Genomic DNA, 12,557 nt, shown 5'->3' with positions numbered 1-12,557 from the left:
AAAACAGAAGAATCAATATGAACGCATTTTTAAATGAGACTCATCATACTCTGCGATCGAAAGTGAGAGACTTTGCTGAGAAATATATTAAACCTGTAATAGGGGAGTTTGAAGCCAACGAACAGTTTCCTGTTGAGCTCATCCGTTCGCTGAAAAGTTTAAACCTTTTTGGCATGCACGCTCCCAAAAAATACGGAGGTCAGGGTAGTGATTATTTATCCTACATTATTGCCGTTGAGGAGCTTGCCCGGGTAGATAGCTCGGTGGCAGCAACATTGGCAGCTCATAACTCGTTGGGTGTTGGTCCAATTCTGGAGTTTGGTACCGAAGAACAAAAAGCAAAATATCTCCCATCACTTTGTACTGCTGAAAATCTTTGGGCTTTTGGTTTAACGGAAGAAAATGCCGGATCGGATGCTCAGGGAGTTGAAACGATTGCCGAAGAAAAGGAAGATGGCTGGGTGGTTAATGGTCATAAAAAATACATCACCAATGGCGCTTCTGAAATGTCAGCCGGAATTAGCTTTGTAGCAAAAACCGGAACTCGGGAAGATGGGCGCAAAGAGTTTACAGCCTTTTTGGTTTCAAAAGGCACGAAAGGCTATACGCGGGAATTTATGAAGCAAAAGCTGTTGTGGCGTGCCGCTGACAATGGTATGGTGTATTTGAACGATGTGCACATTCCGGCTAGTGATCGTTTGGGAGCACGCGGACAGGGAATTAAAATTATGCTTAAAACCATCGATTCCGGTCGACTGTCAATTGCTGCTATGGGACTTGGTTTGGCTCAGGGAGCATACGAAATGGCGGTGAGTTTTGCAAAAAAACGTAAGCAGTTTGGGAAAAGCATATCCGATTTTCAGGTGATTTCGTTTAAATTAGCAGACATGGCAATGAAACTGGAAACTGCCAGGAATACACTATACAATGCCTGTTGGTTAAAGGATAATGGCCATGATTATGGAACACAGGCAGCCATGGCAAAGTTATACTGTTCGCAGATTGCCAGCGATATTGCCAGTGAAGCTTTGCAGATTTTTGGTGGCGCCGGTTTATTCCGAAACGATGAATATCCAATTGAACGTTTTTTCCGTGACCAGCGCTTATTGTCTATTGGTGAGGGAACTTCCGAAGTACTTCGCATGGTTATTTCGCGTTCAATTCTAAAGGAATAAAAATGACTAAAGACCGCAAGCTAGACCACATTCAACTCGCTTTTGACTCGCAAACTGATTTTGCTGAGCAAGATAAACGATTTATTTATGAACCCATGCTAGCCGGTCATCCGAAGGAAGAGGATGATTCGTTTTTGTTTTTGGGGAAAATGGTTCGGGCTCCGTTTTGGGTTTCCAGTATGACCGGTGGTACCGGAGTAGCCGAAAAAATTAATAAAAATATTGCACAGGCCTGTCGGGAATTTGGATTTGGAATGGGACTGGGGTCATGCCGAAAAATATTGTTTGATAAAACACAATGGGCCGATTTTGATATGCGCGAAACCATTGGCCCTGATCAACCTTTGTGGGCCAATTTAGGAATCGCCCAAATTGAGAAATTACTCCAAGATAAAAACGAAAAAGCAATCGTTGACTTGGTTGGTGAGCTTCGTGCTGATGGTTTAATTGTTCATGTAAACCCGTTGCAGGAGTGGTTTCAGCCCGAAGGTGACCGGATTGAACATGCTCCTATTGAAACCATTGAACGACTAATGGGGCGTATTCATATTCCGCTGATTGTGAAAGAAGTGGGTCAGGGGATGGGCGATGAAAGTTTAAAACGACTGTTGAAACTGCCTTTGGCTGCCATTGAATTTGCAGCTTATGGCGGCACTAATTTTTCTAATCTGGAATTGATGCGCGAGAATCCTGAAAAGCAGGAGATGTTTCAACCATTTGCTTTTGTTGGACAATCAGCTCATCAGATGGTGAAAAACGTCAATCGCTTGCTGCAGGAAATTGGAGAGCCCGGTTGCCGCCAGTTGATTATTTCAGGTGGATTGAAAAATTACCTGGATGGCTACCACCTGACAACCTTAAGTCAGCTACCTGCTGTTTATGGCATGGCATCGGCGGTGCTAAAGCATGCTACCGGTGATTATCCCGAGCTGAAAACATACATTGGCAATCAGTTGAAAGCATTTCGACTGGCTAAACAATACCTGAAGTTAAACCCCGATTATGATGGATCGTAAAATCGTCAACGGATTTTCGAAATTAGATCGGAAGCAGAAAATTCAATGGTTGGTTGATCAGTATAATTTAGATGAGGCAACCATTGAATTTCTTGATTCCTTTCAGTTAGATGATGAAAAAACACAGGAGATTATTGCCGACCTGAGTGAAAATCAATTGTCCAATTACCACCTCCCGTTTACGGTTGCTCCAAATTTTTTAGTTGATGGAAAGTTAAAGACCTTTCCTTTGGTAACCGAAGAAAGTTCGGTGGTGGCAGCCTTGGCAAAAGCAGCAGGATATTGGGCAAAGCGTGGCGGCTTTCACACTCAAATTATAGGAACTGAAAAGAAGGGGCAGGTTCACTTTTTGTGGAAAGGCGATCATGAAAAGTTGAATAAATTTTTCCCTGAAATCAAACAAAAGCTTTTCGTTGAGTCAGCTCCGTTAACTGAGAAAATGACCAATCGTGGCGGCGGAATCTCCGCTGTTAAGCTAAAATATCTTCCCGAAGTTCTTCCCAATTACTATCAGCTGGACGTTTCGTTTGAAACCTGCGATGCGATGGGGGCTAACTTCATCAATTCGTGTTTGGAGCAATTTGGAAAGACATTGAAGAATTGGGTTGTCGAAAATGATCAGTTTGCCGAAGGAGAAAAAGAACTGGAAATTATTATGGCTATTCTGTCGAACTACGTTCCCGGTAGCAGCGTGAGAGTATGGGTTGAATATCCTGTCGATCAGTTGGATGCGGATGCTGAAAAGGCTCAGCTGTTTGCGTCAAAGTTTGTTCAGGCTGTTCATATTTCACGAAATGATGTTTCCAGAGCAGTTACTCACAATAAAGGAATCTTCAATGGAATTGACGCACTTGCCATTGCTACAGGGAATGATTTTCGTGCGATCGAAGCCGGAGGTCATGCCTATGCAGCGAAAGATGGAAAGTACCGTGGGCTGAGCGATGCCGGAATAACTGACGGAAACTTTTGGTTTAGTCTGGAATTGCCATTGGCGGTTGGAGTTGTAGGCGGAGTAACCCGCTTGCATCCGCTGGCCAAGCTGGCGATGCAAATTCTCGAGCAGCCATCAGCGAAACAACTCATGACTTACCTTGCAATTTCCGGGTTGGCATCCAACTGGTCTGCCGTTCGGGCGTTGGTAACTACAGGCATCCAGCAAGGTCATATGAAAATGCACTTAAGCAATATTTTGAATACTTTGCAGGTCTCTGATGAACAAAAACAGGCTGCCAGGCTTTATTTTGAAAGTCGGGAAGTTTCATTTTCCGACGTGCAGAATTTTTTAAACACACATGCCGGATAAGCAGGAATCATATTATGCTCATGGAAAATTATTGCTGACTGCGGAGTACTTTGTACTTCAGGGAGCAAAAGCCATCGCTTTGCCAGTGAAATACGGGCAGCGAATGACTGTTCGTTCCAACGACAGAGAAAATGAACTAAACTGGAAGGCTTTTACACCAGACGGTTTATGGTTTTCCTGCGATTTACGACTTCCGGATTTGGAAATTATTCAAAGTTCTGATGCTGAAAAAGCCGGTATTTTGCGCGATACCTTGCAAACAGTGCAGCAACTAAATCCAAATTTTCAACTCAGTGGTGGACTGGAAATCCATACAACGATTGACTTTGACAGCCAATGGGGATTGGGCAGCAGCAGCACATTAATTGTGAACCTGGCTTCGTGGGCGGGTGTTGATCCTTTTCAACTTAATAAAAAAATATTTGATGGTTCGGGTTTCGATATCGCCTGCGCATCAGCTGATGGGCCCATTTTTTATACAAAAGACGAAGGCGTTGAGTCGGTAAAGTTAGACTATCCCTTTGTAGACAATCTTTATTTTGTTTATTCAGGCTCTAAAAAAAGTACGCGTGGAGAAGTCCGTCGTTTTATGAATAAAGGAGCGGTGTCATCTTCTGAAATAGGTAAGATCAATGAGATCACAGAACAAATGGCACAAACGGGAAATCTGGAAGAATTCCGACAATTGATGGTTGATCATGAGAAATTGGTTTCCGGCTTGTTGAATATGCCAACAGTAAAGTCATCTTATTTTACTGATTTTGATGGCGAGATTAAATCGCTTGGAGCGTGGGGTGGAGATTTTTATCTGGTTGCTACAACAATGAACGAGTCTGGTGTGTTTCAGTATTTCAAAGAAAAAGGATTGCATGTAATTTTTCCGTGGAGGGAATTGGTTTTGAATAGTCGTTAGTTGATTATGGAAGAAAAAAAAGTTTATCGTGCATCGTGGGAATGTCCGTCAAATATAGCATTGGTGAAATACTGGGGAAAAAAACCAGCTCAACTGCCGATGAACCCATCGTTGAGTTTTAGTCTGAAAAATGCACGAACAAAGACGAGTGTTCGCATGGAATCTGCTGCCCGTCGGAAAGTAGAGTTTTTATTTGAAGGGCAACCTTCGGCATTTGCCGGGCGGGTTGAAAAATACCTCGCCAGTATGTCGTTAGAGCACGAATGGCTAAATAATTTTTCATTTTATATTGAAAGCAAGAATACGTTTCCGCATTCAACCGGGATTGCCTCCTCGGCTTCTGCATTTGGAGCATTGGCACTTTGTCTGGTTGATTTAAAACAGCAGGCCAATCAAAAGAATTTTACCGAGCAACAGTTTTTTCAAAAGGCATCACGTTGGGCTCGATTAGGAAGTGGAAGTGCTTGTCGGTCTGTTTTTCCATCGTTTGCTCTTTGGGGGCGTTTTGCCGGATTAGCCGACTCTACTGATTGCAATGCGATTGCTGTTCAAAATCGATTTCATAGAGACTATAGTAGTTTGCGCGATGCAGTTTTGTTGGTTGACTCTTCAGCGAAGGAAGTATCGAGCTCTGCCGGGCATGAACTGATGAACCAGCATGATTTTAAAGATGCCCGGATTGCTCAGGCCAATCAAAATCTGAAGGAACTTTTACAGGTGATGAACGTTGGAGATCATCAACGGTTTTTTGAACTAATTGAGAAGGAAGCGCTTAGTCTGCATGCCATGATGATGACTTCCGATCCGTCGTTTATCTTATTGCATCCAAACAGCTTGGAAATCATCAGAAAAATACGTCAACTTCGGCAACAAAGTGGCTTAGCTGTTGGTTTTACCATTGATGCAGGTCCAAACATCCATTTGATTTATTTTGAAAAGGACAAGCAAGCAGTTCAAGACTTTATCAATAGTGAATTGTTGGTTCATACTCAAAATCAAAATTGGCTGGACGACTGCATTGGCGAAGGACCAATAAAGCTGAGTGATGAAGAAGTTTAATGCCAAGTTAATGTTGTTTGGAGAATATGGGGTGATGCTGGGTGCTGAAGCATTGGCAGTTCCTTTTCCTCGCTTTACGGGGAGTCTTGAGTTTTCTGAAGGCGCAGATGTAAAACCCAGTCAGGTTGAACTTGAGCAATTTGTGTCTTACTTCAGTCATCACGAACTGAACAGTCAAATGAACTATCCGCTCAATTTGAAAGAATTGCTACGAGATGTAGAAAAAGGCTTGTATTTCAATTCTGATATTCCTCTTCAATATGGTGTCGGCAGTTCGGGTGCATTGTGCGCAGCCATTTACGAATATTACGGAAAGTACCAGAACAGCTTTGATTTCCTCAAAAAGAAGAAAAATATCTTGTCTGTTTTGAAAAAGGATTTTTCGGTGATGGAATCTTATTTTCATGGGAAAAGCTCGGGCTTCGATCCATTGGCTTCTTTTATCAACCGTCCGGTAATGCTTTCGGGAAGTGCTATAACTCTACCCGTATTTTCAGTAGAAAAGGCGGATTATTCGGTTTTCTTGATTGATACGGCTATTCAAAGTTCAACATCGCCTTTGGTTCGTCTTTTCATGGCAAAAATGAAAAACCCTGAATTTGAACATCAATTTAACGACGTATTTATACCGGCCAATAAATTGGCTATCAATGCTTTTTTATCCGGTAATTCCCAGGAACTGTTTGAGCAATTGAAACATATTTCCAATTTTCAGATTGAAAATATGCGGGAGATGATTCCGGCGGAATTTCAAACTGTTTGGAGGCAAATGCAGGATGAAGGGATATTTCTCAAGCTTTTAGGTTCTGGCGGTGGTGGATACTTATTGGCTTTTGTTCCCGATCGTAAAAAATTGCCAGCAGAATTAAAAAGCCTCCAGGTTTTTTAACCTCGAGGCTTTTAGTTTAAGATTTTGTATTTGCATTTTTGCGTCGATTCTGATGAGGACGTTTTGAAAATTTCTTTTTACGTCTTTTCCTGTTTTTCGATTCATCCATTAAATCGGGATTGACCGAACCAACACTCATTTCATTCTCAACTTTTTCTTCAATAGCAAGGTATTTTTCAATTGGCGGTTTTTTCCCACGCTTATTCAGTTGAATAATTTTCTTTACATCTTCCAGGTCTAAAACGATTGGCTTGGTGCCATATGCTTCATGAATGGTATACCAAATCTTCTTGTTCAGAATCTCTGTTTTAAAATGACGAGCCAGGCCTTTTTCGGTTTCCAGAGTCAATAACTCATTTGGAAAGTCCTCTTGAGCTTCCAGATAAGTATCGAGCTCATACATGAGGCAACATTTTAGTTTGCCGCATTTACCGGCCATCTTTTCGGCATTGGGCGATAAGCCCTGCTGATGTGCCGCATCCGAAGTTACACTGTCGAAATCAGTTCGCCATGAAGAGCAACACAATTCGCGACCGCATGATCCGATTCCTCCTACACGACCTGCTTCCTGACGCGCTCCAATTTGTTTCATTTCAACTTTAATATGAAACTCCCGGGCATATCTTCTGATTAACTCCCGGAAATCGACACGTCCTTCAGCAATATAATAGAAAATCGCCTTGGCATTATCACCACGAAACTCCACATCGCCAATTTTCATTTCAAGTCCCAGCTCATTGGCAATTTGCCTCGAGCGAACCATCACGGCGTATTCTCGGCCTTTTGCTGTTTCAAACTTTTCTTTATCAGCGCTTGTTGCTTTCCGATAGACTTTGTTCCATTGATATCGTTCCGGTTTCCGAATTTTTCGTTCAAATTGCTTTTCAGCTAACCTTCCAACCAATGAAATTGTCCCAACATCATGGCCTGGTGTTGTGGCAACAACCACCTGTTCACCAATTTTTAATTGGAGTCCATCTTCATTTTTATAAAATTCTTTGTGAGTTCCTTTAAATCGAACTTCAACAATATCTGATAAATGTGTTGTGTCTGGTAGATCTTTTAACCAATCGTAGGTGCCTAGCATTTCGGGGCGATCACCATCAGTATTCATGCTACATCCACTACATCCCATGTTCTTAAATTTTTTAAATTCAGACAAAAATATCTAAAATTAAGCGCAATTGCTATTTTAAATAAGTCTAAATAAGGAATGCTTCCAATGATTTCGCTGTTTGCATAACAGCGACAGATTTCGAAACTAAGCTGAAATTTAAGGACTTATGGAACGCAATATAAATTCGGATTTTGAGCCATTTTAGTGGCTGCGCTCACTATCTTTATCGTAGGACACCTTTGGTGTTCGCCAGTTTTATTTGCCGGATATGACCTTGTGAGTTATGCTTTTATGGGGGCTATTGTTGGTGGCTGGGGGTGATTTTGGAGTTGCGGTTCATGTGTTCGTGGCTGCGTGTAATTTGATGTTTTAGAAATATTTTATTGGATTAAGCAGGTTTAGACCTGCTTTTTTGTTTTTTTTGAATAAAAAAAGTTGTGAAAAGAATATTGTTTGTTTTAATTCTACTTTTTGTTGTGGCAACTCCTTTTAGAAGTAAGGCTTTTGAATTGAGTGATGAGGCAGAAATTAGTGTGCTGACCTGTGGTCCCAGTGATTTGATTCACGCTATTTATGGTCACACAGCAGTTCGTGTTCAAGATCCACAACGGCTGTTTGATGTTGTGTTCAATTACGGGGTTTTTAGTTTTAGCCAGCCCAACTTCGTGTATCGTTTTGCAAAAGGGAGAACCGATTACATGCTGGCTCCTGAGAAATACACCGATTTTTACAGCGGATATAAACGAAACGGACGAAGCATTGAAGCGCAGGTTTTAAATCTTACGCAGAAAGAGAAGCAGCAAATGTTCGATTTTTTGATCTGGAATTCGAAGCCTGAAAACCGGGAATATCGGTACAACTTTTTTTATGACAACTGTGCAACGCGGGTTCGCGATCTTGTTGTGGATCAGGTTGAGGGAAATGTTGTTTTCCATGATGAAAAGGGCATGGAAATGACTTTCCGCGAGCATGCTAACGAATATCAAAAGGTACTTCCATGGACAAATTTCGGCATTCATCTGACTTTGGGAAGTCCGGCAGATAAAACTGCTTCGGTGTATGAAGAAATGTTTTTGCCCGACTACCTGATGAAACACTTTGCTCAAGCTCGAATTGTGCAAGACGGAGTTAGTCGGCCATTGGTTAAAGAAACTCGCGTAATTTATGATTCGGAAAAAGAAAACTCAGCTGGGTTTAATTTGTTTTCTCCCGTTCCGGTGCTTTCAATAGTATTGCTGTTGGTTTTATGGATCAGCTATCGTCAGTATAAAACAAAAAAAGTAAACTACCTGCTCGACTATGTTTTGCTATTCGTTACCGGACTGATGGGGTTGGTTGCTCTTTGGTTGGTCACTTATTCTGAGCACCCGGCCATGCACCCAAACTACAACCTTTGGTGGGCTGTCCCCGCTAATCTGCCATTCCTGTTTTTATGGATGGTTAAAAAGTGGCGGCAGTCACTCAAGTGGTACTGGAAAGCGCTTGCTGTTTGGTTGATTTTATTTTGTCTGTTCAGCTTTTTTATTCCACAGGCCTTCCACATTGGTTTTTATTTGTTGACTCTGATGATGCTTTGCCGTGCGCTGTTGCATAGCTTTTTATTTTTAAAAGCAAGACGGCAAGTTTGATCGATTGATAAAAGCGTGTTTGTAATAACTTGTTGAAAAGTTTCACTGAACAAACATGGGCTGTTTTTCATTCTTGTATGTGCTTCTTATATCTTTGTTGATCATTCAATTTAAAACTTGAACACGCTTTGGCAAAATCAAAAAAATATGTCGAAACACCTTTGATGAAGCAGTATTATGACATCAAAGACAAACATCCGGATGCCGTACTCTTGTTTCGTGTGGGCGACTTTTACGAAACGTTTGGAGAAGATGCAATTAAGACCGCCGAAATACTGGGAATCACCTTGACCAAACGAGCTAACGGGGCTGCCAGTTTCGTTGAATTGGCCGGGTTTCCGCATCATGCGTTAGATACGTATTTGCCAAAACTGGTTCGTGCCGGACAACGAGTTGCTATTTGTGAGCAATTGGAAGATCCGAAGATGACCAAGAAAATCGTAAAGCGTGGAATTACAGAGCTCGTAACGCCGGGAGTTTCTATTAATGACAATATCCTGGAACATCGTGAGAATAATTTTTTGGCATCTGTTCATTTCGATAAAAAGATGGCTGGTGTCGCGTTTCTGGATATTTCAACCGGTGAGTTTTTAACAGCGGAAGGTAGTTTCGAATACATTGATAAACTGCTGAATTCCTTCAAACCCAAAGAGGTGTTATTCCAACGCGGAAAAGGCAATGATTTTATTGCCCTGTTTGGGGGTAAGTTTTATACCTACACCATGGATGACTGGGTGTATAATGAGGACGCTGCAACCGACCGTTTGCTCCGACATTTTGAAACCAAATCATTGAAAGGTTTCGGTGTGCAAGATTTGAATTATGGAATTATGGCTTCCGGAGCTATTTTGCACTACCTGGATTTAACGCAGCATCACCAACTTCAGCACGTTACTTCTCTTTCGCGAATTGAAGAAGACAAATACGTTTGGTTGGATCGGTTTACAATCAGAAATCTGGAGCTTTTTGGGGTGATCAACGAGGGGGCGAAAACGCTATCCCAGGTTTTGGATAAAACAATTTCGCCCATGGGGTCGCGCATGTTAAAACGCTGGATCGCCCTCCCTTTAAAGGAAATATCGGCTATTAACGATCGACTGTCAGTCGTTGAGTATTTTACCCAGCGTGATGTCGAAAAAGAGGAGCTGAGTGAGCACATTCGTCAGATTGGAGATTTGGAACGAATCATCTCTAAGGTCGCTGTTGGACGGATTAACCCACGTGAGGTTGTCCAGCTACGAAATGCACTTCGTGCTATTGAGCCGATTAAAAAATACACTGAAGGGGTTGATCAGGACGTGATCAATCGAATGGCGGAGCAGCTAAATCCTTGTTTGGCTATTCGCGAACGTATGGAGCGCGAGATAACCAATGATCCACCGGTTCTTGTAAGTCGGGGCAATGTTATCCAGAATGGAATTTCGGAGGAACTGGATGAGCTTCGAAAACTGGCCTATTCGGGAAAAGATTACCTCGTTCAAATGCAGGAACGGGAGTCGAAGCGCACCGGTATCTCGTCATTAAAAATTGCATTTAACAATGTTTTTGGGTATTACATTGAAGTGCGTAATACACACAAAGACAAAGTCCCCGAAGAATGGATTAGAAAGCAAACGTTGGTAAATGCCGAGCGATACATCACGGGAGAGTTAAAAGAATACGAAAGTAAAATATTAGGAGCCGAGGAAAAGATTCTGGCACTGGAAGTTCGATTGTTTAATGAGTTGGTTGTGGCGTTATCCGAATATATTCAGTCAATTCAATTAAACGCAGTGGTGATAGCCAAGATGGATTGTCTGCTTTCTTTTGCCACATCGGCGGTTGAATTTGATTATTACAAGCCCGAGATGAATGATTCAACAAAAATCGACATCAAGGAAGGGCGACATCCGGTAATCGAGCAACAGCTGCCGATTGGCGAAACATACATCAGCAACAATGTCATTTTGGATCAAGAAGACCAACAGGTGATTATTATCACGGGACCAAATATGGCTGGTAAGTCGGCGTTGCTTCGGCAAACAGCCTTGATTGTGCTGATGGCGCAAATTGGTTCATTTGTTCCTGCTGCGGAAGCAAAGATTGGTTATGTGGATAAGATTTTCACTCGTGTTGGAGCATCTGACAATATTTCGTTGGGCGAATCGACCTTTATGGTTGAAATGAATGAGGCTGCCAGTATTTTAAATAATGTGTCGGACAGAAGTTTGATTTTGCTGGATGAGTTGGGGCGTGGAACTTCAACTTACGACGGAATATCCATAGCCTGGTCAATTGTTGAATATTTGCACGAACATCCAAAGGCAAAGGCTAAAACATTATTTGCTACGCACTATCATGAGCTGAATGAAATGGAAAAATCCTTTGGTCGGGTGAAGAACTACAATGTCACGGTGAAGGAAGTGGCCAATAAGGTGATTTTCTTGCGCAAACTGGTTCGTGGTGGCAGCAATCATAGTTTTGGTATTCATGTGGCTAAAATGGCCGGAATGCCACCTTCTGTGGTCGGTCGTGCTGATGAAATTTTAGCTCAACTGGAAGAAACGAACCGAAAAGATAGTCTGGCTAAGCCTTTGGAAGGAATGGCGGAGCATCGTGAAGGATTTCAAATGAGTTTTTTCCAGTTAGATGACCCGGTTTTGAAACAGATTCGGGATGAAATTAAAACGCTGGATATTGATAATCTAACTCCTATTGAGGCACTTAACAAATTGCATGGAATTAAAAAGCTTTCAGGCTTAAAATAGGCGTTTAGCGTGATAATTTAATTTCTCAGTTTTTTTAATTATTATTTTTGGAGAAAGAAAAATTAGCGATATATTTGCATCGCTGTTTTCGGGAGCTGAAAGCAGCACGTTCTTTAAAAAAATGCGAGAATAGCTCAGTTGGTAGAGCACGACCTTGCCAAGGTCGGGGTCGCGAGTTCGAGTCTCGTTTCTCGCTCCATTTTTATAGGATGCCCGGATGGTGGAATTGGTAGACACGTTGGACTTAAAATCCAATGACCATCAACGGTCGTGCGGGTTCAAGTCCCGCTCCGGGTACTTTTTTAAAGTTCGTTGTTATTGCGAGAATAGCTCAGTTGGTAGAGCACGACCTTGCCAAGGTCGGGGTCGCGAGTTCGAGTCTCGTTTCTCGCTCTCCCAGAAAAAACACTTCATGAAAATGAGGTGTTTTTTCGTTTAGGAAAGAGCGTTTCCGGATTAAATTGTAAAAAACTATTCTATACCTGTCCTTGAAAATCTTGGGGCTGTCTTCATTCTGTTCTCGATATACATTTACAGCAACCATTAGAAGTCTCGGAGGATTCTTAGTTTTCTTATGTCTGGCATTTTTTTGCGATGGGGGTTTGTTGGATCGATAATACATCTATCTCACGAAATTTTCGAACACGCTTTTGCGGCCATTCGTTTATTTAAATGTTTTTCACATTCTTTATTTTATATTAATTAAATGA

9 protein-coding genes and 3 tRNA genes are annotated in these 12,557 nt (G+C 41.9%); 11 read left to right on the top strand and 1 reads right to left on the bottom strand.

Annotated elements, in window-relative coordinates; translation table 11 throughout:
- Nucleotides 1-17 precede the first annotated feature (17 nt).
- Genes GR929_RS14545 through GR929_RS14520 form a run of 6 tightly spaced genes read left to right on the top strand, consistent with a single transcriptional unit; the run spans nt 18 to nt 6,355 of the window.
- A complete protein-coding gene (locus GR929_RS14545) occupies nt 18-1,175 on the top strand; it encodes an acyl-CoA dehydrogenase family protein (protein WP_159521013.1) in 1,158 nt (385 codons plus the stop codon).
- Nucleotides 1,176-1,177: 2 nt separating this feature from the next.
- Nucleotides 1,178-2,191: a beta/alpha barrel domain-containing protein gene (locus tag GR929_RS14540; RefSeq protein ID WP_159521011.1), complete on the top strand. Its 1,014-nt coding sequence runs from the start codon at nt 1,178-1,180 to the stop codon at nt 2,189-2,191.
- Nucleotides 2,178-3,494: a hydroxymethylglutaryl-CoA reductase gene (locus tag GR929_RS14535; RefSeq protein WP_235934353.1), complete on the top strand. Its 1,317-nt coding sequence runs from the start codon at nt 2,178-2,180 to the stop codon at nt 3,492-3,494. The genes GR929_RS14540 and GR929_RS14535 overlap by 14 nt, the downstream gene beginning before the upstream one ends.
- Nucleotides 3,484-4,407: a GYDIA family GHMP kinase gene (locus GR929_RS14530; RefSeq protein ID WP_159521010.1), complete on the top strand. Its 924-nt coding sequence runs from the start codon at nt 3,484-3,486 to the stop codon at nt 4,405-4,407. The genes GR929_RS14535 and GR929_RS14530 overlap by 11 nt, the downstream gene beginning before the upstream one ends.
- Nucleotides 4,408-4,413: 6 nt before the next feature.
- Nucleotides 4,414-5,466, top strand: coding sequence for a diphosphomevalonate decarboxylase (mvaD, locus tag GR929_RS14525; RefSeq protein ID WP_159521008.1), 1,053 nt, complete (start codon nt 4,414-4,416; stop codon nt 5,464-5,466).
- Nucleotides 5,453-6,355: a mevalonate kinase family protein gene (locus GR929_RS14520; RefSeq protein ID WP_159521006.1), complete on the top strand. Its 903-nt coding sequence runs from the start codon at nt 5,453-5,455 to the stop codon at nt 6,353-6,355. The genes mvaD and GR929_RS14520 overlap by 14 nt, the downstream gene beginning before the upstream one ends.
- A gap of 16 nt (nt 6,356-6,371) precedes the next feature.
- Here GR929_RS14520 and GR929_RS14515 read toward each other — a convergent pair whose 3' ends face one another.
- Entirely contained in the window at nt 6,372-7,490 is a 1,119-nt protein-coding gene (locus GR929_RS14515; protein ID WP_159521004.1) for a PSP1 domain-containing protein, read from the bottom strand.
- Between the two features lie 419 nt (nt 7,491-7,909).
- Between GR929_RS14515 and GR929_RS14510 the strand changes: the two genes are divergently transcribed.
- The 5 genes from GR929_RS14510 to GR929_RS14490 all read left to right on the top strand — a co-directional run bounded on the left by GR929_RS14510 (nt 7,910) and on the right by GR929_RS14490 (nt 12,240).
- Nucleotides 7,910-9,100, top strand: a complete 1,191-nt coding sequence (locus GR929_RS14510; RefSeq protein ID WP_159521002.1) for a lipoprotein N-acyltransferase Lnb domain-containing protein — start codon at nt 7,910-7,912, stop codon at nt 9,098-9,100.
- Nucleotides 9,101-9,228: 128 nt separating this feature from the next.
- A complete protein-coding gene (mutS, locus tag GR929_RS14505; protein ID WP_235934351.1) occupies nt 9,229-11,847 on the top strand; it encodes a DNA mismatch repair protein MutS in 2,619 nt (872 codons plus the stop codon).
- Nucleotides 11,848-11,970: 123 nt separating this feature from the next.
- Nucleotides 11,971-12,046: transfer RNA gene (locus GR929_RS14500), tRNA-Gly, on the top strand.
- Between the two features lie 12 nt (nt 12,047-12,058).
- Nucleotides 12,059-12,144 (top strand) — tRNA-Leu (locus GR929_RS14495).
- 23 nt (nt 12,145-12,167) lie between these two features.
- Nucleotides 12,168-12,240 (top strand) — tRNA-Gly (locus tag GR929_RS14490).
- The last annotated feature ends 317 nt before the right edge of the window (nt 12,241-12,557 follow it).

It is taken from the genome of Sunxiuqinia indica, from assembly GCF_009847015.1.
In the GTDB taxonomy this organism is placed as follows: Bacteria; Bacteroidota; Bacteroidia; order Bacteroidales; family Prolixibacteraceae; genus Sunxiuqinia; species Sunxiuqinia indica.
Note: the sequence above shows the minus strand (reverse complement) of the source record. Positions and strands in the feature narration are given on the sequence as shown.

Excerpts from the sequence above, each read along its gene's own strand:
- GR929_RS14520 (WP_159521006.1), top strand. The coding sequence starts at position 5,453 with ATGAAGAAGTTTAATGCCAAGTTAATGTTGTTTGGAGAATATGGGGTG.
- GR929_RS14540 (WP_159521011.1), top strand. The coding sequence starts at position 1,178 with ATGACTAAAGACCGCAAGCTAGACCACATTCAACTCGCTTTTGACTCG.
- GR929_RS14545 (WP_159521013.1), top strand. The coding sequence starts at position 18 with ATGAACGCATTTTTAAATGAGACTCATCATACTCTGCGATCGAAAGTG.
- GR929_RS14530 (WP_159521010.1), top strand. The coding sequence starts at position 3,484 with ATGCCGGATAAGCAGGAATCATATTATGCTCATGGAAAATTATTGCTG.
- GR929_RS14515 (WP_159521004.1), bottom strand. The coding sequence starts at position 7,490 with ATGGGATGTAGTGGATGTAGCATGAATACTGATGGTGATCGCCCCGAA.
- GR929_RS14535 (WP_235934353.1), top strand. The coding sequence starts at position 2,178 with ATGATGGATCGTAAAATCGTCAACGGATTTTCGAAATTAGATCGGAAG.
- mvaD (WP_159521008.1), top strand. The coding sequence starts at position 4,414 with ATGGAAGAAAAAAAAGTTTATCGTGCATCGTGGGAATGTCCGTCAAAT.